A 25,977-nucleotide genomic window follows, 5' to 3' on the forward strand; every position below is an offset into this window, starting at 1 on the left:
GTAGTCATGCCGCGAGCGGAGAAAACGAACAAGGAGGAAATACTATGAGCTGGTTCCAGAAACTGTTGCCCCCCAAGATCAATCGCCGTGAGGGCGAAGATGCTAAGAAGAATGTGCCGGAAGGTTTGTGGTTCAAGTGCCCGAGTTGCCAAGCGGTGTTGTACTACACCGATCTGGAAAAGAACCTCGACGTCTGCCCGACGTGCAGCCACCATCACCGAATCGGTGCGCGTCAGCGCTTGAATGCCTTGCTCGATGGCGAAGGCCGCTTCGAGATCGGCGCGGAAGTGCAGCCCGTGGATACCCTCAAGTTCAAGGATCAGAAGAAGTACTCCGATCGTCTGACCGCTTCGCAGAAAAGCACCGGTGAGGACGATGCGCTGGTGGTGATGCAGGGCAACGTTCAGGGTGTGCCGGTGGTGGCTGCCGTGTTCGAATTTAGCTTCATGGGCGGTTCGATGGGCTCGGTCGTCGGTGAGCGTTTCGTGCGCGGCGTGCAAGTCGCGCTGGAACAGCGCTGCCCCTTCGTCTGCTTCGCCGCCAGCGGCGGTGCGCGTATGCAGGAAGGCCTGCTGTCGTTGATGCAGATGGCCAAAACATGCGCCGCGCTGACCCAGCTTTCGCAGGAAAAAGTCCCCTTCATCTCCGTGCTGACTGACCCCACCATGGGCGGCGTTTCTGCCAGCTTCGCCTTCATGGGCGACGTGGTCATCGCCGAACCCGGCGCACTGATCGGCTTCGCCGGTGCGCGCGTGATCCAGCAAACTGTGCGCGAAACCCTGCCCGATGGCTTCCAACGTGCCGAGTTCCTGCTCGAACACGGTGCCGTGGATATGATCGTGGATCGACGCGAAATGCGTACCCAATTGGCAACGCTGATCACTTTGCTGACTAAGCAGGCGGCGGTGGCGGAGAAAGAGGCAGCTTAAGCCGTACTACAGGCTATGGGGTTGCTCTGGTCGAAGTCTCGTTTTGGCAAGGCTGTTGAGACAGGACTTTATCTCTTGGATATGGCCATTGGATTTGGGCTGGTGTCTGGGGCTGCTGTTGCTATTGCCTTGGGTAAGTTTTTTCTTGGCGGTTTGTTAGGCGCAATTTTTTTGGGAGTTATTTTTCGTTTGACTCGACGTTCCCGTGAGCATAGGGCGCATACCCGCAAGGGGTAGGCTGTGGTTGCAAAGCCGCTAAAGTGGCAACAATCACGAACTAGCCAACCGGCTTCCGCCGTATGTATCCTTCTGACCATTCGGTGCAATGCGCTGCATCGCATCCTAAATACCAAATGCCTGAAACCCTATCCGACTGGCTCTCCTACCTCGAATCCCTACACCCCAAAACCATCGCGCTCGGCCTAGAGCGGGTGGCGCAGGTCAAGCAGCGGCTTAATCTCAATCCTGAATTTCCTGTCATCGTCGTCGGTGGCACTAACGGCAAGGGTTCGGTGTGTGCGATGCTAGAAGCCGTACTTCATGCGGCGGGCTACAAGGTTGGCTGCTACACCTCGCCGCATCTACTGGATTTCAACGAGCGCGTCCGCATCGCCAAGCAGCAGGCGAGCGATGCGGAGCTGTGTGCGTCGTTCGAGGCGATCGAGCACTCACGCGGTGATATCCCCCTGACGTATTTCGAGTTCGGCACGCTGGCGGCGATGCAGTGTTTCATCGAGCACAAGGTGGATGTCTCCATCCTCGAAGTGGGGCTGGGCGGACGGTTGGATGCGGTGAACGTGTTCGATGCCGATGTGGCGGTGGTGACCAGCGTGGACATTGACCATATCGATTATCTGGGCGACACACGCGAGCAGATCGCATTCGAGAAAGCGGGTATTTTCCGGCAGGGCAGGGTAGCGATCTGTGCCGATAGCGACGTGCCGTTAGCCTTGCGCGCCCATGCCGAGAAGATCGGGGCGGAGTTGTGGTGCGTGGCGAGCGAGTTTGGTTTCGAGGTTCTGTCTCATGTTCATGGAGCGGGCGCGCAGCAGTGGAACTATCACAGTCAGGTCGGTTTGCGTAATGCTTTGCCCATTCCCGCCTTGCGTGGCGCGTTTCAGTTGCACAATGCCAGCGCAGTGCTGGCGGCGCTAGATGCGTTGAAAGAGCGCTTGCCAGTGAGCATGGATGCCGTGCGGCGCGGCTTGGTCGAGGTCCAGTTGGCAGGACGCTTCCAGTTTGTGCCGGGCACGCCGACGCTGATCCTCGATGTGGCGCACAACCCGCACGCCGCGCGCTCGTTAGCGCAGAACCTCGCCAGTCTGCCGCCTGCCAAGACCTACGCAGTGTTCGCCATGCTCAAGGACAAAGACATGGCAGGCGTGGTCGAAGCGCTGAAGGATCAAATTGACGTGTGGTTGGTGGCGGGGATAGCCGCGCCGCGCGGAGCAACGGCTAAAGAACTGGCGCAGGTGTTGCGCGAGGCAAGCGTGCAAGGTGAGATCGTGACTTTTGAAAATACTGCGGCTGCCTTGCTTCATGCCTGCAAGGTAGTGGCTGAAACTGATAGAATCGCGGCCTTCGGTTCATTCTACACAGTGGCGGAAGTGATGCAGGCGCGCAAACTGCGCGTAGGCTGACTTCAACAGGTACGGGCGATGGCAACAAAACAGGTGACAGACGAGGAATCTAGCCTTAAACGGCAGGCACGACGCAGGTTGATCGGCGCAGTGGCGCTGGTTACGGCGGTGGCGGTGATCCTGCCTATGGTGCTGGATAGCGAGCCCAAGCCAGCAGGGGTGGACATCGAGTTGCGCATTCCTGATAAGGAAAAGGTCGCGGCTTTCCGGCCACAAGAACCAACGCCTGCGCCCGTTGTTGTTGCCTCGGCGGTTCCAGCCGATTCGGCGCCGGTCGCTGCCGACACGGCGGTTGCCGCGTCGGCTGTAGCGCCCCTGCCTCAGGCTGCTGCCCCCGAGCCAGCGATGCAGTCCGAAAAAAAACCACTTCCAGTTTCAGCGATCAAGCCAGAGCCCAAGGCCGAGGTGAAGTCTCCCGCCAAGGTCGAGCCGACGCATAAGGCAGAGGATGCTAAGGCCGATGGCGGCAAGGCGAGTTTCGTTCTTCAGATCGGTGCGTATGCCAATGCTGAGATCGCCAAAGACTGGCAAGTCAAACTCAAGAAGCAAGGCTTTCATGCTTATACCGAGTCGGCGGGTGAGCGCACTCGCTTGCGTGTGGGGCCATTCAGCTCGCGTGACGCCGCAGATGGCGCGCGCCAAAAGTTGGTTGGGCTGGGGCTCCATCCTGATTTAATTGATTTAGGGAGTAAATGATGACCATTTTTGATTTCGTGGTGATCGGTGTCATGCTGTTCTCGATCGCCCTCGGGCTATGGCGCGGCTTGGCTCACGAGGCGATGTCCCTCGTCGGTTTGGTCATCGGCTATCAATTGGCTCGGATGTACAGCCACGCTTTGGGTGTGTTGCTGCCCGCAGCTTCGGGGCCGGAATATGTACGAGTGATGGTCGCTTTCGTGGCGATCTTCGTGGTGGTGGTGTTTGCTTTCGATGCGGTCGCGTGGATGGTCTCCAAGTTGATGGTCAAGGTCGGTGTGGGTTGGTTGAACCGAATACTAGGGGGCGCATTCGGTTCGCTGCGTGGAGCATTGTTGTTGCTTATCCTGACTTGGTTGGGAGGCATGACCAGCCTGCCTCAGCAAGAATTCTGGCGGCAGGCTAGTTTCAGTCGCCCACTGGTCAGCATCGCGTTGGAGCAGAAGGATTGGCTGCCCGATAGCCTCGCGCAGCGCTTGCATTATTGATATTCGTATTGGACTGAATCTATGTGTGGCATTTTAGGCGTAGTAGCGCAAACCCCCGTCAACCAGTTGCTGTATGACGGTTTGCAAGTTCTGCAACATCGCGGACAGGATGCGGCGGGTATCGCCACTCTGGAGGGGCGCACTTTCTGTTTGCATAAGGGCAATGGCCTCGTGCGCGACGTGTTCCGAACTCGCAATATGCGCGCCCTTAAGGGCAACGCGGGCATCGCCCATGTGCGCTATCCAACCGCAGGTAATGCGGTGGATCACAACGAGGCGCAACCGTTCTATGTGAACTCTCCGTTCGGTATCGTGCTGGGTCATAACGGGAATCTGACCAATACGGAAGAGTTGCGTCGTGCCATGTACAAGCAGGATCTGCGGCACATCAACACCGGCTCGGATTCTGAAGTGTTGCTCAATGTGCTGGCACATGAGATTCAGGCTCAAGCCACAGGCTTCTGCCTTGATCCGCAAAAGATATTCGCCGCCGTGGCAGGGGTGCAGCGCCGGGTGAAGGGCGCGTATGCTGTGGTTGCAATGATCGCGGGCTATGGTCTGTTGGCTTTCCGCGATCCGCATGGCATTCGTCCGCTGGTGGTCGGTACGCACGAGATGAACGGCAAGGCCGAGTACCTGGTGGCCTCGGAAAGTGTGGCGCTGGATACGCTGGGCTTCAAGTTCGAGCGCGACATCGCGCCGGGTGAGGCGGTGTTCATCGATTTCGATGGCAACATACATAGTCAGCAGTGTGCCGAGGGCGCGACGCTCAATCCCTGCATCTTCGAGTACGTCTATTTTGCCCGCCCAGATTCAGTGATGGATGGCATCTCCGTGTATGCCACGCGTTTGTACATGGGCGAGTATTTGGCCGAAAAACTCAAGCGTGAGTGGGGCGAACACGACATCGACGTAGTGATCCCGATTCCTGACTCCAGCCGCCCTAGTGCGCTGCAACTGGCCAACCATCTCGGCATCCCATTCCGCGAAGGCTTCGTCAAGAACCGCTACATCGGCCGCACGTTTATCATGCCGGGGCAGGCGATGCGCAAGAAGTCGGTGCGCCAGAAGCTCAACGCCATTGCGGTCGAATTCAAAGATAAGAACGTGTTGTTGGTGGACGATTCTATCGTGCGCGGCACCACCAGCCGCGAGATCGTGCAGATGGCGCGTGACGCTGGGGCGCGCAAGGTATATTTCGCTTCCGCTGCCCCTCCCGTCTGCTTCCCCAATGTCTATGGCATCGATATGCCGACGCGTCAGGAACTGATTGCCACCAATCGTACCGACGAGCAAATCTGCCATGAGATCAGCGCCGATCGCTTGATCTATCAGGATCTGGATGACCTCAAGGCCGCAGTGAAGAAGGCTAATCCGCACATCGAAAGTTTTGATGCTTCCTGTTTTGATGGCGTTTACATCACTGGGGATATCACCCCTGATTACCTTGATGCTGTTGAAGCGGCTCGCAGCGGCAAGACTAAGCTTTCCACCTTAGAGGAAGATCAGATGGAGCTGGATTTGGCCATGAGCGCATCGTCGATGTAGTCAGTTGACGTGTCACAAGGCGAGTGCTAATTTCCGCCTGCGCCGATTTGAGGAACAGCTTGCGGGCGCGTTAAAAATACAGCTAAAGCGGGTGAACCCGGTTTAGCTCTAAGCTTTCCGGGTTTTGCTTTTGGGAGTCACCATGTCAGATTTTGAAAATTACCAGCCTGAGACATTGGCGGTGCGCGCGGGCACCGAGCGTAGCCAGTTCCACGAACACAGCGAGGCGATGTTCCTGACCTCCAGCTTTGTGTTCGATAGCGCAGAGCAAGCGGCCAAGCGCTTCATCGGCGAAGAACCGGGCAACATCTACGCACGCTTCACCAATCCGACGGTGACCATGTTCGAGCAGCGGCTGGCGGCGCTAGAAGGTGCGGAACAGTGCATTGCCACAGCGTCCGGCATGTCGGCGATTCTGGCGGCGTGCATGGGCTTGCTCAAGGCGGGCGATCATGTGGTGGCCTCGCAGAGCCTGTTTGGCGCGACGGTGAATCTGTTCAACAACATCCTGAAGAAGTTCGGCATCGAGACAACTTACGTGTCGGCGACTGACGTGGCGCAATGGCGCGCCGCCGTGTGTCCCAACACTAAACTGTTCTTTTTGGAAACGCCGTCGAATCCGCTGACCGAGATCTCCGACATCGCGTCGATCTCCGCTGTGGCGAAGGAATGTGGCGCGCTGCTGGCGGTGGACAATTGCTTCTGCACGCCCATCCTGCAACAGCCGCTTAAACTGGGCGCGGACATTGTGATCCACTCCGCTACCAAATACATCGACGGTCAGGGGCGGGTGCTCGGCGGTGCAGTGCTGGGTGGCAAAAAGCTGCTGGAAGGCGTGTACGGATTTTTGCGTACCGCCGGTCCGACCATGAGCGCGTTCAATGCCTGGGTGTTTTTGAAGGGGCTGGAGACGCTCAAACTGCGCATGGATGCACACAGTGCCAACGCTTTGCAACTGGCGCAGTGGCTGGAGCAACAGCCCAATGTGGCGCGCGTGTTCTACCCCGGTTTGCCTTCGCATCCACAACATGCACTGGCGATGACGCAGCAAAAGAGTGGCGGCGGCATCGTGTCGTTCGAGGTGAAGGGTGGCAAGGATGCGGCTTGGCGGGTGATCGACAGCACCAAAATGGTGTCGGTGACCGCTAATCTGGGCGATACCAGGACCACGATTACCCATCCCGCTAGCACCACACATGCGCGCATCACGCCGGAAGCACGCGCGGCGGCGGGCATCAGCGATGGCCTGATCCGCATCGCGGTCGGGCTGGAGGCGGTGGTCGATATTCAAAACGATCTGGCGAGGGGTTTGGCTTAGCTTTCTCTCGGCCTTCGGAGGACATCAATGGACATTCTTGCTGCGCAAGTAGGTGGGTTGCTCAAGTCGCACGGCATGATGCTAGCGACGGCGGAATCCTGCACGGGCGGTGCGGTATCGGCGGCCATTACTGACATCGCGGGGAGTTCGGCGTGGTTCGAGCGCGGCTTCGTCACGTATGCCAATGTTGCTAAGATCGAAATGCTGGGGGTGAATCAGGCTACGCTGGCAAGATACGGCGCAGTGAGCGAAGCCGTGGTGCGCGAGATGGCGACGGGCGCGTTGCTGCGCAGCCATGCCCAATTCGCGGTGGCCGTCAGCGGCATCGCTGGGCCGGATGGTGGTACGCCGGATAAGCCGGTTGGCACGGTCTGGTTCGCTTGGGCGCGCAAGCACGGCGAGGTCGTCTCCCGCTTGCATCATATCGCTGGCGGACGCGGCGAAGTCCGAGCGCAGTCAGTCCACATCGCTTTGCAAGGTGTGTCCGATCTACTCAATCAACAAACCCTGCTGGCCTGATTATGGAAAAAGTACGCCTCTCAAAACTCATGTCGGAACAGGGCCTGTGCTCGCGGCGTGAAGCGGATAGTTACATCGAGCGCGGCTGGGTGCGGGTGGACGGTGTGGTGGTGAGCGAGTTGGGTACGAAGATCTTGCCGAGTCAGCGCATCACCTTGGAGCGCGCGGCGCAGGCACAGCAGCAGGCGCGTGTGACTATTTTGCTGCACAAGCCGGTTGGCTACGTGTCTGCGCAGGCCGAAGACGGTTACAAGCCAGCGGTGACCTTGATCGGCGCGGCAAGTCGGTTCGCAGGCGATACTGCGCAGATCGATTTTCATCCCTCGCAGTTGCGTGGTATCGCACCTGCCGGTCGCTTGGACATCGACTCGCAAGGCTTGCTGGTGCTGACTCAGGATGGTCGCATCGCTAAACAGTTGATCGGCGATGACTCGCAGGTGGAGAAAGAGTATCTGGTGCGCGTGCAAGGCAAGTTGGACGAGCGCGGGCTGGCGCTGCTCAATCACGGGCTGACGCTGGACGGCGTGAAGCTGCGTCCGGCCAAAGTGAGTTGGCTGAATGATGACCAGTTGCGTTTCATTTTGCGCGAAGGGCGTAAACGGCAGATCCGCCGTATGTGCGAACTCGTCGGGCTGAAGGTGGTCGGGCTGAAACGCGTGCGTATCGGCAAGGTGAAGTTGTCTGATTTACCGCCGGGGCAATGGCGCTATCTGCGTGCAGACGAGGGGTTTTGATGGCCTTCTTCAAGACATTGTGGAATGACACGCTGGGCTTTTTGCGTGAGCCACTATTCGAGATCGGCAAGACGGACATCACGTTGCTACGTATCGTGGGTATGGCGGTCATCTTGATGGCGGCATGGAAGCTATCGGGCGCGGTGCGTCGTTCTATCTCGCGCATGACAGTCGATCCTAAGAACGATCCCGGTGTCTATCTGTTGCAGCGCATCAGTGGTTATCTGGTATGGGTCGTTGGGGTGCTGCTCGCGCTCAATTTCATGGGCTTCGAGCTTTCCAGCTTGGCTTTTCTTGGCGGTGCAGTCGGTGTCGGTCTGGGCTTCGGCTTGCAGAACATCCTCAACAACTTTGTCTCCGGCATCATCATTTTGTTCGAGAAGACCATAAAGGTCGGCGATGTGGTTGATCTGCAATCGGGCGTGACCGGTGTGGTGATCGAGATCAATCTGCGCTACACCCGCATCACCACCTCCGATCTGATGGATGTGTTGGTGCCGAACTCAGAATTCATCAGCGGACGTGTAGTCAACTGGTCGTTCGGCGAAGCGGTGCGGCGTACTCATATCCCGTTCTCAGTGGCTTACGGTACGGACAAGGAATCAGTGCGTGAGGCGGGTATCGCGGCTGCCACGACTTTGCCTCAGACCCTGCGCGGGGCGGGGCGCGACCCAGATGTGTGGCTGGTGAGGCTAGGGGATAGCGGACTGGATTTTGAGCTGGTGGTGTGGATAGGTGAGGATTCGCTCGGACATCCAAAGTCAACTCAGGCGAGGTACCTATGGGCGTTGGAAACGCAACTTCGCTTGCGCGGCATCGAAGTTCCCTATCCGCAGCGCGACATGCGCATCAAAGAAGGCAAGATCAGCGTATCACTGGTGCGGGCTGGCTGACTTAGGGCGCTGGGTTCGGGTATCGCCGATGCACTGCTTCGATGTTCTCTAGCACTTCAGTCGATAGCTGGACGTTGGCGCTATCCAGATTCTCTTGTAGCTGTCCCAATGTCGTTGCGCCGAGAATTACGCTGGTGGTGAACTCGCGTGTGCGGGCGTAGGCGAGTGCCAACGTGGCCGGGCTCAAACCCGACGCTTGCGCGATGTGCATGTATTCGCGGCAGGCAGCTGGTACGTTGGGCTTGTTGTAGCGCTGGCCGAAGTTGGGGTACAGGGTGATGCGACCATGCGCGTGGGGATCGATGAGATATTTTCCAGTGAGATGGCCGAAGGCCAGCGGGCTGTAGGCGAGTAAGCCAACATCGACATGGTGGCAGACTTCAGCTAAGCCACTTTCGAAGGTGCGGTTCATCAGATGGTAGGCGTTTTGGATGCTGACGATCTTCGGTAAGCCGAGCTGTTCGGCACAACGTACGAATTCCATCACGCCCCACGGTGTTTCGTTGCTCAATCCGATGTGACGAACTTTGCCCGCTTTGACCAGCTCGGCCAAGGCTGCGAGCTGTTCGGCGATCGGCGTGCTATCACGCTCTTGTGTCGCGTCGTAGCTGGTCGCGCCGAACATCGGCACGTAGCGATCCGGCCAGTGGATCTGGTAGAGATCGATGTAATCAGTTTGCAAACGGCTCAAACTTGCGTCAACTGCGGCGTTCAGATGTTCGCGGTTGATACGTGGCGTGCCGCGTATCCAGTTGAACCCGCGCGCCGGCCCGGCGATCTTGGTGGCGACGATGAGCTGGTCGCGCTGCTGGTGTTTTAACCAGGAGCCAATGTAGGCCTCGGTGCGATGTACCGTTTCGGCGCGCGGCGCAACAGGATACATCTCGGCAGTGTCGATGAAATTGACGCCATGAGCGATGGCGAGATCGAGCTGGGCGTGAGCCTCGACTTCAGTGTTCTGTTCGCCAAAAGTCATCGTGCCCAAACACAGGGCTGACACCATCAAGTCGCTGCTACCTAATTTTCGGTATTCCACGTTGTTCTTCCTAAAGTGCTTGGCGGCTATTTTAACGCCGATGAGGTGGAGGTGATTGCCTTCCGATGCGGCGAAATTTATAGTGCCGCACCGTAACCCTGCGTTCTAGCTGTGATGAAGATCTCCTCCCTGTTGCACGCCACGTTTTTGTCCGCCGATCTGGTGCGGTCGCGCGCATTCTACGAAGGCTTGTTGAGCCTGTCGCCCGATCCGGCGCGACCATCCATGAGTTTCGATGGCGTGTGGTATGACGTGGCTGACGGTCAGCAAATCCATCTGATGCGCTTGCCCGACCCAGAGGTGGGTTTGTTGCGCCCGGAGCATGGCGGGCGAGATCGCCATCTGGCGGTGGCGGTGGACGATGTGACGGAATTGGCGCAGCGCTTGGCCGCAGCGGGCATCGCCTACACGCAAAGCCAGTCCGGTCGACGCGCCTTATTCTGCCGCGATCCGGACGGCAATGCGTTGGAATTCATTGAGGTCAATGCGTGAAGAAGCACGCGCCAGTGCTGGATTGCCCTTGCGGTAGCGGACGCAGCTACGCCACGTGCTGTCAGCCTTGGCACGCTGGCTCAGCCTCACCTACCGCAGAAGCCTTGATGCGTTCACGTTATGCCGCTTACGTGCTGGAGCTTGCGCCGTACCTGCTGGCGACTTGGCACGCCAGTACCCGTCCTGCCGAGATCGTGTTCGACGATCCGCGCCCGAAATGGTTAGGATTGCAAGTGTTGCGCCATCAGGCTGAAGAAGATAGTGCGGTAGTCGAGTTCGTTGCGCGCTATCGTGTTGGCGGTCGTGCGGAGCGTATGCGCGAAGTCAGTCACTTCGTGCGTGAGGAAGGTCGCTGGTTCTACGTGCAGGGTGATTTCCCAGAGTAGCTATCACGTTTGCCCCTTTCGGTGCGCCCGAAAATCCAGTACAGTGCCTGCCCCAATAACAACAAAGCGAGTAGAACCATGAGCGCAAAAGGGCAACAGTTACAAGACCCATTCCTGAATACGCTGCGCAAGGAGCATGTACAGGTCGCCATTTACCTGGTGAACGGCATCAAGCTGCAAGGCCAGGTGGAATCGTTTGATCAATACGTGGTGCTGTTGAAGAACACCGTCACCCAGATGGTCTATAAGCACGCGATCTCGACCATCGTTCCGGCGCGCGCGGTCACCATCCCCTACGACGCAGACTGATGTCGGCCAGCCAACCTGCCACGGAAGTGGCGGTACTGGTTAGCCTTAATTTCGGCGAACCAGATTACGCCGAGAGCCGCGAGGAGTTGCGTTTGCTAGCAGAGAGCGCGGGCGTGAAGGTCTGCGCGATGGTCGAAGGGCGGCGCTATCGTCCTGATCCCTCGCTGTTCGCGGGCAGCGGCAAGGTCGATGAGGTTGCCGCTATCGCCGAGCAGTTTGAGGCCAGTGTCGTTATATTCAATCACGATCTTTCCCCAGCGCAGATGCGCAATCTGACCGCGCGCATGAACATCCGCGTGATCGACCGCACCATGTTGATCCTCGACATCTTTGCTCTGCGCGCGAATAGTCACGAAGGCAAGGTGCAGGTCGAGCTGGCTCAGCTAAAGTACCTTTCCACACGTTTGGTAGGCTTGAATCAGGACATGGGGCAGCAGAAGTTCGCTGTGGGTGCACGCGGCCCCGGCGAGACTCAGCTTGAACTAGACAGACGCAAATTGGCGCGGCGGGTCGAGTTGCTCAATGATCGGCTGAAGCAGTTGAAGAAGCAGCGCGCCTTGCAGCGCCGCGCGCGTCAGCGCAATGCGGTGCTGTCGGTATCCATCGTCGGTTACACCAACGCTGGCAAATCCACTATGTTCAATCGGCTGACGCAGGCAGGCGTGTATGCCGCCAATCAGCTGTTCGCTACGCTGGATACCACCTCGCGCCGTATCTGGTTGCCGGGGCAGGCGAGTGTCGAGGATGGGCGGGTGGTCGGTTCGCAGGTGGTCGTGTCGGACACAGTCGGCTTCATTCGCCATCTGCCGCACGGCTTGGTGGCCGCGTTTCGCGGTACGCTGGAAGAAACGGCTCAGGCTGATCTACTGCTGCATGTGGTGGACATCAACAGCCCTGATCGTGACATCCAGATCGCCGAGGTGAACAAAGTGCTGGCCGAGATCGATGCGGATCAAATTCCGCAGGTCTTGGTGTTCAACAAGATCGATCTGGTTGGCTTGCCTGCCAGTGTCGAGCGAGACGAGTGTGGTAGAATCTGCCGCGTTTTCGTGAGCTCGGTGACGGGCGACGGTATGGATGGATTGAGGCAGGCATTGGTTGAGGCCAATGAGCAACGTCAGGTGGCGCAGCCGCGCCAAGTGGAAGAAGCAACTCAACAAGACGGAATGACATGGGACTGAACGACCCGCAATGGGGTAACAAAAATAGTGGTGGCCCGCCCGATTTGGATGCGCTGGTGCGCAAGCTGAATGCCAAGTTGCAAGCGCTGTTGGATGGGCGTCGCGGCAGCGGTGGAAATACTCCCAGTGCTGGCGGTGGCTTTAGCATGAAATTTGGCGGTGGACTAGGGCTGCTGGTCATCATCGGGCTGGTAGTTTGGGTCTTTAGCGGTTTTTACATCGTGGATGCGAGCCAGCGTGGCTTGGTGTTGCGTTTCGGTAAGTTCGTCGAATCGACGGAGTCTGGCCCGCGCTGGCATCTGCCGTACCCGTTCGAGTCGGTCGAGATCGTCAATCTGAGTCAGGTGCGTACGGTTGAAGTCGGCTATCGCGAGAACGAGCGCAACAAACAGTTGGACGAGTCGTTGATGCTGACCGACGATGAGAACATCGTGGACATCCAGTTTGCGGTGCAGTATTTCCTGAAAGACCCCGCCGACTATCTGTTCAATAACCGCAACACGGATGAGAACGTGCGTCAGGCGGCAGAAACCGCCATTCGCGAAGTGGTGGGCAAGAGCAAGATGGACTTCGTGTTGTATGAAGGACGCGCTCAAGTCGCTGCCGCGACGACCAAGCTGATTCAGGATATTTTGGATCGCTATAAGTCCGGTATTCTGGTCAGCCAAGTTTCGCTGAAGAACGCTCAGCCGCCCGAGCAGGTGCAAGCGGCGTTCAATGATGCTGTGAACGCGGGTCAGGATCGCGAGCGCCAGAAGAACGAAGGTCAGGCTTACGCCAATGACGTGGTGCCGCGTGCCAAGGGTGCTGCTGCGCGTTTATTGCAAGAAGCAGACGGTTACAAGCAGGCGATGATCGCCAATGCCGAGGGTGATGCCAGCCGCTTCAAGCAGATTCTGGTGGAGTATGAAAAGGCGCCAGCGGTGACTCGCGAGCGCATGTATATCGACATGATGCAACAAGTGATGAGCAGCACCAGTAAGGTGATGGTGGATCAGAAAAACGGCAATAACTTGCTGTATCTGCCGCTGGATAAGCTGATGCAGGTTACCGCAGCTCCAGCATCTGCTGCACCTGTTGAGGTCACCAAGGCTGCTGATTCGCAGCCGGTGCTTGATCCAGCAGCACAGCGTACCCGCGAGACGTTGGGTCGTGATCGGGGAGGGCGCTAAATGAGCAAGCATCAGAATAATTTGCTGATGGGGCTGATCGGAGTTGTACTCCTGTTGAGCTTGAGTATCTTCGTGGTCGATCAGCGGCAGAGCGCCATCGTGTTCCGCCTAGGTGAGGTGGTCAGTATCAAAACCAAGCCCGGCCTGTATTTCAAAGTCCCGGTGATGGAGAACGTACGTTATTTCGATGCGCGCATCCTCACTTTGGATTCGCCAGAGCCTGAGCGCTTCATCACGGCTGAGAAAAAGAACGTGCTGGTCGATTCCTATGTGAAATGGCGTATCGCCGATGTGAAGCAGTACTACATAAGCGTAAGCGGCGACGAAGTGCGTGCGCAGACGCGCTTGATGCAAACGGTCGATGCGGCGATGCGTGAAGAGTTTGGTAAGCGCACCATCAACGAAGTGGTATCGGGCGAACGCGACGAGATCATGAAGGTGCTGCGTGATAAGACCAATGCTGATGCGGCCAAGATTGGCGTGGAAGTGCTGGATGTTCGCCTGAAACGTGTTGATTTTCCACATGAGATCAGCGAATCCATCTATCGTCGCATGGATGCCGAGCGTAAGCGCGTGGCCAACGAATTGCGCGCGACCGGCAATGCAGAAAGCGAAAAGATACGCGCCGATGCAGATCGGCAGCGCGAAGTGACGTTAGCTGAGGCTTATCGCGATGCACAGAAGACCAAGGGTGAGGGCGATGCCAAGGCTGCATCCATTTATGGCGCGGCGTTCGGCAAAAATCCCGAGTTCTACTCGTTCTACCGTAGCCTGGAAGCCTACAAGCAGAGCTTCAAGGATAAGAGTGACGTGATGGTGGTCGATCCAAGCTCATCCTTCTTCAAGTATCTGAAGAGTTCGGGAAAGGCAGCTGGAAGCGCACCTGCTGCTAAGTAGATGGGCGATTACTGGGTCGCAGGGCTGGCGCTGATGCTGGTCATGGAAGGGATGATGCCCTTCCTGTTTCCTGCGGCATGGCGAGAGACGTTTCAGCGCCTGATCCAGTTGTCTGATGGTCAGTTGCGGTTCATGGGCATCACGTCCATGGTGTGCGGTTTGTTACTGCTTTATTTTGCAAAGTAAAAGAATGTCGAATTGGTTGTTGCCTGAATATATCCAGGATGTCTTGCCGGACGAAGCGTGGTGCATCGAGCAGATGCGCGCGCGTATCCTCGAACGTCTGCGTGTGTCCGGTTACCAGTTGGTGTCGCCACCCATGCTGGAATACGTTGAGTCGCTGCTCATCAACGGTAGCCGCGACATGGATCTGCGCACCTTCAAGCTGGTGGATCAGTTGAGCGGGCGGACTCTCGCGCTACGCGCCGACATTACACCGCAAGTCGCCCGTATCGATGCACACTTGCTCAATCGTCAGGGCGTGACTCGTTTGTGCTACGCCGGTAGCGTGCTGCACACTCAGCCGGTCGGTCTGTCACCTAGCCGCGAGTTGCTGCAGATTGGCGCTGAACTGTACGGTGTATCTGGCTTGGACGCGGATCTGGAGATTCAGCACCTGATGCTGGAGTTGCTTGATTTGCTGGGCATAGGCGGGGTTCATCTCGATCTGGCTCATGTGGGTGTGTTCCGCGCCTTGGTGCGTGATGCCGGTATCGCTGCTGATCTCGAAGCGACTTTATTTGGTGTGTTGCAGCGCAAGGATATGACCGAGTTGCGTGAACTACTGGCCGGTTTGCCTGCTGACAAGCAAGCGCCGCTGCTCGCTTTGCCGGGTCTGTACGGTAAGGCTGACGACGTGCTGGCGCGTGCGCGCAAACTGTTGCCGTCATTGCCGGAGATCACTGCTGCGCTGGATGCATTGCAAGCTGCCGCCGATGCGGTCGGTGTGCTGGCACAAGAGGTCGGTATCGACTTGGCCGAACTACGTGGCTACCACTATCACAGCGGTATGGTGTTCGCGGCGTATCACGCCGGTAGTCATGATGCGATAGCGCTGGGCGGGCGTTACGATGAGCTGGGCAAAGGTTTTGGTCGTGCTCGTGCCGCTACCGGTTTCAGCATGGATCTGCGTCAGCTTTATCGTTTGTCTCTGCCCGTCACCACGCCTAAAGGCATACTCGTGCCGCAGCGCAGTGACACGGACTTGCAGGAAAAGATCGCTGCCCTGCGTGCGCAGGGCGAGATCGTGGTGGTGGATTTGTTAGGTGACCTAGCGCATCGCGCTGAACTGAATTGTGATCGTGAGCTGGTGTTGTGTGATGGCTCATGGATGATCGTCGAATTGAAAAACCAGGAATGAACATGGCTAAGAATGTAGTGGTGATCGGTACCCAATGGGGCGATGAAGGCAAGGGCAAGGTGGTGGATTGGCTGACTGACCATGCGCAAGGCGTGGTGCGTTTCCAAGGTGGTCACAATGCCGGACATACACTGGTGATTGGCGGAGAAAAGACAGTTCTGCACCTGATCCCTTCCGGCATCCTGCGCGGCCATGTGATGTGCTACATCGGCAACGGTGTGGTGTTGTCACCTACCGCGCTGTTGAAGGAGATGGACAAGCTGGTCGAAGCGGGCATCAACGTTTACGACCGCCTGCGCATCTCCGAAGCCTGCCCGCTGATCCTGCCGTACCACGAGGCGGTGGACAAGGCGCGCGAGATCGCCAAGGGAGCAGCCAAGATCGGCACGACCGGACGTGGCATCGGTCCGGCCTACGAAGACAAGGTCGCGCGTCGCGCCATTCGTCTGCAAGATTTGTTCTTCCGCGAACGATTCGCCGCCAAACTGGGCGAAGTGCTGGATTATCACAATTTCGTGCTAAAGAACTATTTCAACGTCGCCACCGTTGATTTTCAACAGACGTTGGACGGCGCACTGGCGCTGGCTGATCGTTTAAAACCGCTGGTGATGGACGTGCCACGCGCACTCTATGAAGCCAACAAGGCCGGACAGAATCTGTTGTTCGAAGGCGCACAAGGTACGTTGCTGGACATCGACCACGGCACTTATCCGTTCGTGACTTCCAGTAACTGCATCTCCGGCGCGGCCTCGGCGGGTGCCGGTGTCGGCCCGCAGCAACTGCATTACGTGCTGGGCATTACCAAGGCCTACACCACACGCGTTGGCTCCGGCCCGTTCCCCACCGAACTGTATGATGCGGAAGATAAGCGCGATCCAATCGGCGAAGGCTTAGCCAAACGTGGTCACGAATTCGGTTCGACTACAGGCCGCGCACGTCGCTGCGGCTGGTTCGATGCGGCTGCGCTGAAGCGCTCCATCCAAATCAACGGTGTATCCGGCCTGTGTATTACCAAGTTGGACGTGATGGACGGCTTGGAGACCGTGCGTATCGGAGTTGGCTACAACATCAACGGCCAGTTCAGCGACATCTTGCCTGCGGGCGCGGATGCGCTGGAAGGCTGCGAGCCTGTGTACGAAGAGATGCCTGGCTGGACTGATAGTACCGTCGGCGTGAAGGACTACGCTGCCTTGCCCAAGGCTGCCCGCGATTATCTGGAACGTATCGCCACCATCTGCGAAGTGCCGGTGGATATGGTCTCCACCGGCCCAGATCGCGACGAAACCATCGTCCTGCGTCACCCCTTCGAGTAGTGACAACCACGGGTGCTACTACAAGCAGCGCCCGTATCCATCCGCCCGGGTGGTGAAATTGGTAGACACAGCAGACTTAAAATCTGCCGCTGAGAGATCGGCGTACCGGTTCGATTCCGGTCCCGGGCACCATATCTAGTTAGAACCCATGTAGAGCAACTTGTGCGCCTGCGCAAAATGCTTGGATACTGTTGGGATGAGCGATTTCCGTATCAGCAGAAAACGTCCATTCTGAGCTGATTTTGAATTCGACTGACTTGCCAAAACCCGTTACGTTCGGATATATTCGCGCCCCTCGTTTAGGCGATATGCCGGTGGATGGGCAGCTTGCTCGGCGTTCGGTGGGTTGTCTGGCCGAAGTGTCCGCTAGTAGGGTAATGCAATAAACTTCGGGGTGTAGCTCAGCCTGGTAGAGTGCTACGTTCGGGACGTAGAAGCCGGAGGTTCGAATCCTCTCACCCCGACCAAATCAGAAGGGAAAAGGCCGGTACTTATCTGGCCTTTTCTTTTGTACGCGTTGTATAACGGTTATCATCGTACCCTTGCTCGCAGCCATGGGAGCAGCTCAGGAGGGGAATTCCCCAGCAGATAACAATAAAGGAGAACTCAAAATGGCGATCGAACTCTTCAATGATGGTAAGCATTTGTGTTTGATGTTCGACGATTTGGTGGATGATACGGCCAATGTCGCAGTGCAGGCCAACCAGTTTTTGATCGTAGATAACGGTCATGGTGCGTTGATCGACCCGGGTGGCAACATGACCTACAACGGTTTGCTGATGGCGATGCACAATTACTTTCCACCCAAACGGCTGGAATTCATTCTCGCCTCGCACTCCGATCCAGACATCATCGCATCCATCAATAAGTGGATGATCCACGCTGATTGTAAGGTGGTGATCTCCAAGTTGTGGGCGCGCTTTGTGCCGCATTTTTGCAGCGTAGGTAATGCTGAAGGTCGCATTGAGTCGATACCTGATCAAGGTATGAACCTTACGTTGGGCAACTGCATCATCAAAGCAGTCCCAGCCCACTTTATGCATTCGGAAGGTAACTTCCAATTCTATGATCCAATCAGCAAGATTCTGTTCTCAGGTGATATGGGCGCTTCGATCGTTAATCATAACGAGGCGGACACTCCGGTGACGGACTTTAATGCGCACATTCCAACAATGGATGCGTTCCATCGTCGTTACATGGTCTCTAACAAGATTTGTCGCTACTGGGTGAATATGGTGAGACAGATGGATGTTGAAATGATCGTGCCGCAACATGGGCGTATGTTCAAGGGTAAGAAGATGGTGAACGAATTCTTGGACTGGATCGAGAATCTGCCTTGTGGCGTGGATGTGATGACACAGGATCACTATCGTTTGCCATAGTCCCAGATTGAGGGAGCTTTCTCCTTCTGCTCAAGCTATCCCCTTCGGTGCCGATACGCTGTAATGACGCAGCGTATCAAATCAGGAGGGGATTATGTTTTTTAGTAAATCAAAAGAAGAAGAGTATCGTCTCCAAGAGAGGCTTCGTATCTCGGAGCGCAGAGCTCAGGAGCTGGAGGCCGAGTTGGCTACGGCGCATCGGCGAGTCGCAGAGCTTCAGTCCTCGCTCGATAATGTAGAACTACGCGAGTCGGTCAATGTTAGTTTGCATAGGAATATGCTGGCTTTTGGCGATTCGTTCACCGCACTTCAGCAGTCTCAGGTGCAGGTGGCTAGCGCGATGAAGGAGGAGAAGGTGCACGCCATTGAGGCTGCCAGCATCTCCGGTGCCAATCGTGCCGCTGTGGTGCAGATTGCCGAGAATTTGGTAGCCTTGTCGCGCGACACTCAGCAGACCTCGCAGAATGTTCACAACCTGACTCAGCGTGCTGGGCAGATTGGTGGCATCGTCAAACTCATCAAGGAAGTTGCCGATCAGACCAATCTATTGGCACTAAATGCGGCCATTGAAGCGGCGCGAGCCGGGGAGCAGGGACGTGGCTTTGCCGTGGTGGCTGACGAGGTTCGCAAACTGGCTGAGCGTACCGCTAATGCGACCAATGAAATATCGGGTCTGGTGGCGGTGATTCAGCAGGAAACCGAGCAGACGCGCAGCCAAATGATGCAGTGGGCACAGAAGTCAGATGCCTTCAGTCAAGAGGTGGCGCGGGTGATGGACAATATGAAGAGCCTGCTTGAGCTTTCACACCAGATGGAAGGAACCATCTCCGCAGCTGCGTTGCGCAGCTTTGTCGAAGTGGCCAAGATTGACCACATCCTGTTCAAGTTCGAAGTATACAAAGTATTCATGGGGATATCGGATCGTACGCCGGAGAGTTTCTCGTCCCATTCTGACTGTCGCCTTGGTAAGTGGTACACCGAAGGCGAAGGTAAAGATTGTTTTACCAAGCTGGATGGCTATCGTGAGATGGATGCTCCACATAAACAGGTTCATGAGAACGGTAGGGCAGCGCTTGAGGCGCTAAGGGGAGGAAATCCAGAGCAAGGTTTGGCGTTCTTGGCTAAGACTGAAGCCAGTAGTATGGAAGTCATCAAGGCGCTGGATCGTATCGCTCACGCCGGAGAGGTGGATATTAATCTGCTGTGTCACTCGCCGAGTTGACTTTTTGTATCTGAGTAAGTTCGCGGCGCTGTTATCAGCGCCGCGTTGTGTTTTAGCTAGGCTTACTCTTAACTACAGCGCCGCTGCACCTGCCGCTGCAATCTGCCCGTCTTGCGTGGCTCTCACCCCGCTGATGCCCAGTCCGCCGATCACCACGCCATCACGCAGCAGCGGCACGCCGCCTTCCGCCGGGATCACGCCAGGCAGAGCGAGGTGAATCAGTCGGCCAGTCTGCACCGCCGTTTCCGAGTCTTTGGTGGCATATTGGAACGCCACGGCCGCGTGCGCCTTCATGATCGCCGTCTCCACGCTGCCGAACTTGGTGTCGTGGGTGCGTTGCAGATACAGCAGATGACCGCCGTCATCGGCGACGGCGATAGTCACTTTCCAGCCGTTAGCTTGCGCTTCGGTTTCGGCTGCCGCTGCGATGCGGCGCGCGTCATCCAGCGTCAGGACGGGTTTGCTGCTCATGCGCCCAACGCCGCGAACACTTGGTCGCGGATGCCTTCGACTCTGCCCACGCCGGGGATGTGGACGTACTTCGGTGCGCCCGCTTCGCCGCGCGCCGCCCAGCCGGAGTAGTACTCAACCAGCGGCTTGGTCTGGCTGTGGTACACGTCGAGGCGCTTCTTCACCGTCTCTTCGGTGTCGTCGGCGCGCTGGATCAGCTCTTCGCCGGTCTCGTCGTCACGGCCTTCCACCTTGGGCGGATTGAACTTGATGTGATAGGTGCGACCCGATGCCGGATGCACGCGGCGGCCGCTCATGCGGGTGATGATCTCGCTGTCCGGCACGTCCACCTCGACCACGAAGTCGATCGGCACACCGGCTTGCTTCATCGCATCCGCCTGCGGGATGGTGCGCGGGAAGCCGTCGAACAGGAAACCATTGGCGCAGTCCGCCTCCTTTATGCGCTCCTTCACCAGATTGATGATGATGTCGTCCGACACTAGACCACCCGCATCCATGATCTGCTTGGCAGCGATGCCCAACGGGGTGCCCGCCTTGACTGCCGCGCGCAGCATGTCGCCGGTGGAGATCTGCGGGATGCCGAACTTCTCTTTGATGTAATTAGCCTGGGTGCCTTTGCCTGCGCCTGGAGCGCCGAGGAGGATGAGTCGCATGGTCAGATTCCTTGTGATAGAAGTTGTTCGAAAGTGGCTCGCGCCACGTGTAAGTCCGCTTCGGTATCCACGCCTGCGGGGGGGGCGTCGTCGGTAACGGTGACGCCGATCTTGTAGCCATGCCACAGCGCGCGCAGTTGCTCCAGTGCCTCGAACTGCTCGATGGCGGCGGGGATGAGCTGGCTATAAGCGCGCAGGAAGCTGGCGCGATAGGCATAGATGCCGATGTGGCGCAGTACGGGAAGTTGCTCCGGCAGAGTTTGCCCGGCAGCAAAGGTATCGCGTGGATACGGAATCGGTGCGCGGCTGAAATACAGCGCATTGCCGTCTTTATCCAATACTGCCTTAACGATGTTCGGATTACGGAAATCGGCTTCGTTGTGGATAGCGTGGCAGGCGGTGGCGATGGCGCATTCGGGATGGTTGGCCAAATGTTGTGCTACCGCGCTGATGAGCTGCGGTGGGATCAGCGGTTCGTCGCCTTGCACGTTGACCACGATGGTGTCGTCGCTCCAACCGCGTTGCTCCACCACTTCGGCGAGGCGGTCGGTGCCGCTGGTGTGATGCTCATGGGTTAGGCAAGCTTTGAAGCCGTGTTCGTGTACGGCGGCGGCGATGGCGTGATGGTCGGTGGCGACCCAGATCTGCTGTGCGCCGCTCTGCGCCGCCTGCTCCGCCACCCGTACCACCATAGGCTTGCCCGCGATCGGCAGCAGCGGCTTGCCCGGCAAGCGGGTAGAGGCGTGGCGGGCGGGAATGACGACGTGGAACGGTGTCATTATTTCAGAGCTTCAGCTTCTTCCGGTGTCAGCTTGCGAGCCTCGTCAGCCAGCATCACCGGGATGTCATCTTGAATGGCAAATGCCAAGCGATCAGCGCGGCAGATTAGTTCCTGTTCGGCCTTGTGGTAAATCAGCGGCGATTTGCACAGCGGGCAAACCAGAATCTCAAGCAGCTTGGCGTCCATTGATTTTGTCCAGAATTCGTTCGGTGAGTGAGGTGTTCATCTGCGCGTCCACCCGCAGTACCCAGCAATGCTCATTAGCGAAGGCCGCGCATTTTACCGCATCTTTCTCCGTCATGAGTATCGCGTCGGCATCGGAGAAGTCGAGATCGACGGTGCGGTAGGGATGGTGGTCGGGGAAAGGGTGGCGGGTGATCGTTAGGCCCAGCGACTCTAGATGGCGGAAGAAGCGCTCGGGGTGGCCGATGCCTGCAACAGCATGCACGTTCTGCTCGGTGAAATCAGCGGGCTGCGCCAGCGTAGTGGGATTGAGTAGGTTGTAGAACTGTTGTCCGTGCAGCTGCATGGCGAATTCGCCAGTCTTGGCTGAGCCGCCGTTGACCACGACGGCATCCACGCCGAGCAAGCGCGCAACCGGCTCGCGTAAAGGGCCGGCGGGCAAGAGTTGTTCGTTACCAAGGCGGCGGGTGCCATCCACCACGGCGATCTCGAAATCACGGCGCAGGCGGTAATGTTGCAAGCCGTCATCGGACAAGATCACATCGCATTCGGGGTGCGCCGCAAGTAGCGCTTGCCCAGCGGCGACGCGGTCACGTCCTATCCATACTGGGCATAGCTCGCGCTGCGCCATCAGTAACGGTTCATCGCCCACTTGTTCGCCAGTGTTGGACTTGCGCACTTCCTGCGGATGGGTGGCGCTACCGCCGTAGCCTCGGCTGATGATGCCGGGATGCCAGCCGGCATCCAGCAGTTGTTGAGCCAGCCACAAGGTCAGCGGTGTCTTGCCGCTGCCGCCGACGCTGATGTTGCCGACGATGATGACGGGAGCGGGCAGGGCGTGACTGGCGAGGAGACCGAGACGGTAAAGTGTGCGGCGCGCGGCAGCGAGTGCGCCGAACAGCCAACTGAGCGGCAGCAGGACGAGGTGCAGTGGCGTGTAGCCAGTCCAGTGCCGTTCCAGCGCCATGCTATTTGCTACGTTTCTCGGTCTTGAAGGTGATGCTGCTATAGCCGGCCAAGCGTGCCGCTTCCATGATGTTGACCACGGACTGATGCGTGGCTTTGGCATCGGCATTGATGACGATGACCGGCTCTTTGTCCTCGCCCGCTGCGCGATGAAGCTCAGCTGCCAAGCTTTCTACGCCGGAGTACAGCGCCGGTTTTTCGTCGATGGCGTAGTTCTCTGTTGCATCTACCGAGACGTTGATCTGTTTGTTGACTTTGGCCGACGGAGTGTCACCGCCCGCCTGTGGCAGATTGATCTGTAAGCCAGAGAAGTTGGCGTAGGTGGTGGTGACCATCATGAAGATGAGGATCACCAGCAGAATGTCGATCATCGGGATCAGGTTGATCTCCGGCTCTTCGCGGGAGCGGCCACGCTGGAAGTTCACGGCTTAATCCTTGCGTTCGCCGTGGACGATCTCGACCAACTTGATCGCCTGCTGTTCCATCTCGATGGTCAGTGTATCGACCTTGGCGCGGAAATGGCGGTAGAAGATCATGCTGGGTACGGCCACAATCAGGCCGAACGCGGTGTTGTACAGTGCCACCGAAATGCCATGAGCGAGGATGGCGGGCGTATTGCCGGCAGCAGTTTGCGAGCCGAAGATCTCGATCATGCCGACCACAGTACCGAAAAGGCCGAGTAAGGGGCTGATCGAAGCGACCGTACCCAGCGTGGTGAGGAAGCGCTCCAGCTCGTGCGATGTGGCACGTCCGGCTTCTTCGATGGAATCCTTCATCACCTCAGGCGTACTTTTTACATTCTTTAGCCCAGCCGCAAAGATGCGTCCCAACGGCGAGTGGGTAGAAAGGCGCGCCAGCATCGTGTCGGTGACGCCATGCTGTCCCAATTCCTTGACCACCTGATTCAGCAGATCGGGTGGTGCGACGGTCTTGTTGCGCAGGAACATCAGCCGCTCGGCGATGAGCGCGACGGCAACGATAGAGGAGATAATCAACAACCAGATCGGCCAGCCGGCCGCTTCAACGATGGCAAACACTGAGGTGCTCCAACTATGCTTAAATGACGGGGCGAACTGTAGCGTGTCAGGTCAGTTTGAGCAAGGTATCTCATCCTTAGTCTGAGCAAAATCACGCTAAAACCTCATACGAAAAGAGATTTTCTTGTTGTGCACAAAAGCTGTGGATAACTCTGTGGATGAGTTGCGCACTAATGCGCTAATGCACTGCAAAGTAACTGAAATATTCCCTCTGCTCATTTATTGAGCATAAATATAAACCAATAAAAACAATGTGTTGTGAATTTATGACTATTTTTCGATGGCTAACGCCCCAGAAAGTGGCGTGGTTGCTAGGTTTGTGAATAATTAGTGGAAGTCAAGATGAATTCTGAACTCTTTTTTGAAGACAAGAACCGGGTTTTTCGTGTAAGGGATCTCACGCGGTTGGTGCGCCAGTTGTTAGAAGGCGGCTTGCCGCTGATGTGGGTGAAAGGCGAGATTTCCAACTTCACCAACGCTGCTTCCGGCCACTGGTATCTGTCGCTCAAAGACGAGCAAGCGCAGGTGCGTTGCGTCATGTTCCGCAATCGAAACCAGTTTCTAGACTGGCAGCCGCGCAATGGTTCTCAAGTCGAAGTGCTGGCGCTGGCCACCTTGTACGAAGCGCGCGGTGACTTCCAGCTCACCATCGAACAAATGCGTCCGGCGGGGTTGGGCGCACTGTACGAAGCGTTCGAGCGACTCAAGCGCAAACTGGAAGCGGAAGGGCTATTCGATGCCGCCCGCAAACGCGCCTTGCCCGTTTACCCGGGCCGCATCGGTCTGGTCACCTCGCCTCAGGCGGCGGCGCTGCGTGATGTGTTGACCACATTGCACAAGCGCATGCCCGCCATTCCTGTCGTGCTCTATCCGGTGCCGGTGCAGGGCGAGGGCGCGGCGGCGAAGATCGCCCAGGCTATCGCCGCCGCCAATCGGCGAGCCGAGTGCGATGTGCTGATCGTTTGTCGAGGCGGTGGAAGTATCGAAGATCTGTGGGCGTTCAACGAGGAAGTGGTGGCGCGCGCCATCGCGGAGAGCGAGATTCCTACCATCAGCGGTGTCGGTCACGAGACCGATTTCACCATCAGTGATTTCGTCGCCGATCTGCGCGCTGCGACACCGACCGCCGCCGCGCAAGCCGCTACGCCGGACCGCGCCACCTTGCAGCAGCGGATGCAACAAGCTGCACAGCGGCTGGTGCGCAGCCAACAAGGTCAACTCCAGCGTTCCATGCAGCAACTGGATTATTTGCAACGGTGCTTGGTGCATCCGGCAGCGCGGGCGCAGCAACAGCGCCAGCATTTGGAGCATCTACGCCAACGCTTGAGCGGCGCATTGGCATACGGTGTGCAGCGCCAGCACTGGCGCTGGCAGACAGCCAGTCGCCGCTTGATCGCCATCCGTCCCGATCTCGCCACGCAGCAACAACGTCAGGCCGAACTTGCCGTCCGCCTACGTGTCGCTGCGCAACGCTTGCTCAGTCAGCGACAAGAGCGACTAGATACGCTCGCGCAACACCTGAGCTACCTCGATCCCCGCCAAGTGCTGGCGCGCGGCTACAGTCTGGTGCAAGACGAGCAGGGGCGGGTGGTGATCAATAGCGCGAAACTCAAGGCGGGCGACGAGTTGAACATCACCTTCGCGCGAGGCTCGGCTAGGGTCGGGGTGCGTGAAGCAGGGAAAGCCTAGTGCCGAAGTGCGAGAGAGGCCAAGATGTTCTCATGCATGATTGAGCTGGCGCGTGCTAGACAAACGTGGTCTTTCCTTGGGGTGCTTAGGGTCGGCGTGTTTTGCGTGCATAGGTCGACCAGAATTTCGCGACCAAGATAATGGAAAGAGATGAGAAAAGTGGGCCTAGAACGAAGTACCCAAATAACCCGCACAGGTTGCCTGATGAAGCGGATGAACAAGCGACCTCGACTCCTATGCCAATGCCGAGAAAATACGAAATGATAGCCGATATTAGCAGGATCGCTATGAACGCCACGGCAGGCACAGCGAGCTTGGGTTCGGGCGCTCTGCGAAAGAGCCTGTAGTAATAGGTGGCGAACCCAATTGCAAATATCGGCGATAGCATTGCTGCTATGAGGAGTACGGTGTATGGCGCGTCCATGGCACTCAAATGTGATTCCGATTTCAAAATTTCGAGGCCGCAATGTCGCCGATTTCGGCTTTATATGTCAACGATATGTTTGAAATGTACATAAAATCAGTGTGTTGAAGTATCCAATGATGTAAGGCATATTGGGCCTTCGTTGGCAAAAATTTCGGATAGGTGTTCCTGTGGTTTCTGAGAGGGCTGTATGCTTCGATTGTTTTTGAGGTAGGGGGTGAATACGTCCTTGTTGTCACGCCCTGAAATCATCGCAGC

General features: G+C 57.4%; 29 protein-coding genes, 2 tRNA genes and 1 riboswitch. Of the genes, 23 read left to right on the plus strand and 8 right to left on the minus strand.

Annotated elements, in window-relative coordinates; genetic code table 11:
• The first annotated feature begins 44 nt into the window (after window positions 1-44).
• From accD to OYT1_RS03805, 9 genes are all read left to right on the plus strand, one after another.
• Complete coding sequence (accD, locus tag OYT1_RS03760; RefSeq protein WP_062626821.1) at window positions 45-929, plus strand: acetyl-CoA carboxylase, carboxyltransferase subunit beta; 885 nt, start codon at window positions 45-47, stop codon at window positions 927-929.
• A gap of 353 nt (window positions 930-1,282) precedes the next feature.
• Window positions 1,283-2,569, plus strand: a complete 1,287-nt coding sequence (gene folC, locus OYT1_RS03770) for a bifunctional tetrahydrofolate synthase/dihydrofolate synthase (RefSeq protein ID WP_062626823.1) — start codon at window positions 1,283-1,285, stop codon at window positions 2,567-2,569.
• An 18-nt stretch (window positions 2,570-2,587) separates the two neighbouring features.
• The gene (locus OYT1_RS03775) at window positions 2,588-3,265 is read left to right on the plus strand and encodes an SPOR domain-containing protein (protein ID WP_084611996.1); all 678 of its coding nucleotides are present in this window, start codon (window positions 2,588-2,590) and stop codon (window positions 3,263-3,265) included.
• Entirely contained in the window at window positions 3,262-3,753 is a 492-nt protein-coding gene (locus OYT1_RS03780; RefSeq protein ID WP_084611997.1) for a CvpA family protein, read from the plus strand. The genes OYT1_RS03775 and OYT1_RS03780 overlap by 4 nt, the downstream gene beginning before the upstream one ends.
• A 21-nt stretch (window positions 3,754-3,774) precedes the next feature.
• Entirely contained in the window at window positions 3,775-5,301 is a 1,527-nt protein-coding gene (purF, locus tag OYT1_RS03785; RefSeq protein WP_062626826.1) for an amidophosphoribosyltransferase, read from the plus strand.
• A gap of 29 nt (window positions 5,302-5,330) precedes the next feature.
• Window positions 5,331-5,408, plus strand: a riboswitch (SAM riboswitch).
• Window positions 5,409-5,443: 35 nt separating this feature from the next.
• On the plus strand, window positions 5,444-6,619 hold the full coding sequence (locus tag OYT1_RS03790) for an O-succinylhomoserine sulfhydrylase (RefSeq protein WP_062626827.1): 1,176 nt from the start codon (window positions 5,444-5,446) through the stop codon (window positions 6,617-6,619).
• A 27-nt stretch (window positions 6,620-6,646) separates the two neighbouring features.
• Window positions 6,647-7,138: a nicotinamide-nucleotide amidase gene (gene pncC / locus OYT1_RS03795; protein WP_062626828.1), complete on the plus strand. Its 492-nt coding sequence runs from the start codon at window positions 6,647-6,649 to the stop codon at window positions 7,136-7,138.
• 2 nt (window positions 7,139-7,140) lie between these two features.
• On the plus strand, window positions 7,141-7,872 hold the full coding sequence (locus OYT1_RS03800; RefSeq protein WP_062626829.1) for a pseudouridine synthase: 732 nt from the start codon (window positions 7,141-7,143) through the stop codon (window positions 7,870-7,872).
• Window positions 7,872-8,765, plus strand: a complete 894-nt coding sequence (locus OYT1_RS03805) for a mechanosensitive ion channel family protein (RefSeq protein ID WP_062626830.1) — start codon at window positions 7,872-7,874, stop codon at window positions 8,763-8,765. The genes OYT1_RS03800 and OYT1_RS03805 overlap by 1 nt, the downstream gene beginning before the upstream one ends.
• 1 nt (window position 8,766) lies before the next feature.
• Here the strand turns inward: OYT1_RS03805 and OYT1_RS03810 are convergent, their stop codons facing one another.
• Complete coding sequence (locus OYT1_RS03810; protein WP_062626831.1) at window positions 8,767-9,801, minus strand: aldo/keto reductase; 1,035 nt, start codon at window positions 9,799-9,801, stop codon at window positions 8,767-8,769.
• Between the two features lie 114 nt (window positions 9,802-9,915).
• On the opposite strand from OYT1_RS03810, the gene OYT1_RS03815 reads away from it, so the two are divergent.
• The 13 genes from OYT1_RS03815 to OYT1_RS13970 all read left to right on the plus strand — a co-directional run bounded on the left by OYT1_RS03815 (window position 9,916) and on the right by OYT1_RS13970 (window position 19,515).
• The gene (locus tag OYT1_RS03815) at window positions 9,916-10,293 is read left to right on the plus strand and encodes a VOC family protein (RefSeq protein ID WP_062626832.1); all 378 of its coding nucleotides are present in this window, start codon (window positions 9,916-9,918) and stop codon (window positions 10,291-10,293) included.
• Window positions 10,290-10,679: a YchJ family protein gene (locus OYT1_RS03820; RefSeq protein ID WP_062626833.1), complete on the plus strand. Its 390-nt coding sequence runs from the start codon at window positions 10,290-10,292 to the stop codon at window positions 10,677-10,679. Before OYT1_RS03815 ends, OYT1_RS03820 begins: the two co-directional genes overlap by 4 nt.
• Window positions 10,680-10,757: 78 nt before the next feature.
• Window positions 10,758-10,988: an RNA chaperone Hfq gene (hfq, locus tag OYT1_RS03825; protein WP_035382914.1), complete on the plus strand. Its 231-nt coding sequence runs from the start codon at window positions 10,758-10,760 to the stop codon at window positions 10,986-10,988.
• The gene (gene hflX / locus OYT1_RS03830; RefSeq protein ID WP_062626834.1) at window positions 10,988-12,169 is read left to right on the plus strand and encodes a GTPase HflX; all 1,182 of its coding nucleotides are present in this window, start codon (window positions 10,988-10,990) and stop codon (window positions 12,167-12,169) included. The genes hfq and hflX overlap by 1 nt, the downstream gene beginning before the upstream one ends.
• Complete coding sequence (hflK, locus tag OYT1_RS03835) at window positions 12,160-13,341, plus strand: FtsH protease activity modulator HflK (RefSeq protein WP_062626835.1); 1,182 nt, start codon at window positions 12,160-12,162, stop codon at window positions 13,339-13,341. The genes hflX and hflK overlap by 10 nt, the downstream gene beginning before the upstream one ends.
• Window positions 13,342-14,238 carry a protease modulator HflC gene (gene hflC / locus OYT1_RS03840; RefSeq protein WP_062626836.1) on the plus strand — a complete coding sequence of 299 codons (897 nt, stop codon included), beginning with the start codon at window positions 13,342-13,344 and terminating at the stop codon, window positions 14,236-14,238.
• Window positions 14,239-14,424, plus strand: coding sequence for a DUF2065 domain-containing protein (locus tag OYT1_RS03845; protein WP_062626837.1), 186 nt, complete (start codon window positions 14,239-14,241; stop codon window positions 14,422-14,424).
• A 4-nt stretch (window positions 14,425-14,428) separates the two neighbouring features.
• The gene (locus OYT1_RS03850) at window positions 14,429-15,598 is read left to right on the plus strand and encodes an ATP phosphoribosyltransferase regulatory subunit (RefSeq protein ID WP_062626838.1); all 1,170 of its coding nucleotides are present in this window, start codon (window positions 14,429-14,431) and stop codon (window positions 15,596-15,598) included.
• A 2-nt stretch (window positions 15,599-15,600) separates the two neighbouring features.
• Window positions 15,601-16,911, plus strand: coding sequence for an adenylosuccinate synthase (locus tag OYT1_RS03855; protein WP_062627023.1), 1,311 nt, complete (start codon window positions 15,601-15,603; stop codon window positions 16,909-16,911).
• A 43-nt stretch (window positions 16,912-16,954) separates the two neighbouring features.
• Window positions 16,955-17,043, plus strand: a tRNA-Leu gene (locus OYT1_RS03860).
• A 258-nt stretch (window positions 17,044-17,301) separates the two neighbouring features.
• Window positions 17,302-17,378 (plus strand) — tRNA-Pro (locus tag OYT1_RS03865).
• Window positions 17,379-17,522: 144 nt separating this feature from the next.
• The gene (locus tag OYT1_RS03870; RefSeq protein ID WP_062626839.1) at window positions 17,523-18,293 is read left to right on the plus strand and encodes an oxygen-binding di-iron domain-containing protein; all 771 of its coding nucleotides are present in this window, start codon (window positions 17,523-17,525) and stop codon (window positions 18,291-18,293) included.
• Between the two features lie 94 nt (window positions 18,294-18,387).
• A complete protein-coding gene (locus OYT1_RS13970; RefSeq protein ID WP_062626840.1) occupies window positions 18,388-19,515 on the plus strand; it encodes a methyl-accepting chemotaxis protein in 1,128 nt (375 codons plus the stop codon).
• A gap of 72 nt (window positions 19,516-19,587) precedes the next feature.
• Here OYT1_RS13970 and OYT1_RS03880 read toward each other — a convergent pair whose 3' ends face one another.
• Genes OYT1_RS03880 through OYT1_RS03910 form a run of 7 tightly spaced genes read right to left on the minus strand, consistent with a single transcriptional unit; the run spans window position 19,588 to window position 23,606 of the window.
• The gene (locus OYT1_RS03880; RefSeq protein WP_062626841.1) at window positions 19,588-19,986 is read right to left on the minus strand and encodes a GlcG/HbpS family heme-binding protein; all 399 of its coding nucleotides are present in this window, start codon (window positions 19,984-19,986) and stop codon (window positions 19,588-19,590) included.
• Window positions 19,983-20,639 (minus strand): adenylate kinase, encoded by a 657-nt coding sequence (gene adk, locus OYT1_RS03885; RefSeq protein WP_062626842.1) that lies wholly within the window; start codon window positions 20,637-20,639, stop codon window positions 19,983-19,985. Before adk ends, OYT1_RS03880 begins: the two co-directional genes overlap by 4 nt.
• Window positions 20,640-20,641: 2 nt before the next feature.
• The gene (gene kdsB / locus OYT1_RS03890) at window positions 20,642-21,418 is read right to left on the minus strand and encodes a 3-deoxy-manno-octulosonate cytidylyltransferase (protein WP_062626843.1); all 777 of its coding nucleotides are present in this window, start codon (window positions 21,416-21,418) and stop codon (window positions 20,642-20,644) included.
• Window positions 21,418-21,606, minus strand: a complete 189-nt coding sequence (locus tag OYT1_RS03895; RefSeq protein ID WP_062626844.1) for a Trm112 family protein — start codon at window positions 21,604-21,606, stop codon at window positions 21,418-21,420. The genes kdsB and OYT1_RS03895 overlap by 1 nt, the downstream gene beginning before the upstream one ends.
• Complete coding sequence (gene lpxK / locus OYT1_RS03900) at window positions 21,587-22,570, minus strand: tetraacyldisaccharide 4'-kinase (protein ID WP_062626845.1); 984 nt, start codon at window positions 22,568-22,570, stop codon at window positions 21,587-21,589. Before lpxK ends, OYT1_RS03895 begins: the two co-directional genes overlap by 20 nt.
• Window position 22,571: 1 nt before the next feature.
• The gene (locus OYT1_RS03905) at window positions 22,572-22,994 is read right to left on the minus strand and encodes an ExbD/TolR family protein (protein WP_062626846.1); all 423 of its coding nucleotides are present in this window, start codon (window positions 22,992-22,994) and stop codon (window positions 22,572-22,574) included.
• 3 nt (window positions 22,995-22,997) lie between these two features.
• The gene (locus OYT1_RS03910; protein WP_062626847.1) at window positions 22,998-23,606 is read right to left on the minus strand and encodes a MotA/TolQ/ExbB proton channel family protein; all 609 of its coding nucleotides are present in this window, start codon (window positions 23,604-23,606) and stop codon (window positions 22,998-23,000) included.
• 342 nt (window positions 23,607-23,948) lie between these two features.
• Between OYT1_RS03910 and xseA the strand changes: the two genes are divergently transcribed.
• Window positions 23,949-25,295: an exodeoxyribonuclease VII large subunit gene (gene xseA, locus OYT1_RS03915; RefSeq protein WP_062627024.1), complete on the plus strand. Its 1,347-nt coding sequence runs from the start codon at window positions 23,949-23,951 to the stop codon at window positions 25,293-25,295.
• Window positions 25,296-25,977: the final 682 nt, after the last annotated feature.

It is taken from the genome of Ferriphaselus amnicola (assembly GCF_000974685.2).
In the GTDB taxonomy this organism is placed as follows: Bacteria; Pseudomonadota; Gammaproteobacteria; order Burkholderiales; family Gallionellaceae; genus Ferriphaselus; species Ferriphaselus amnicola.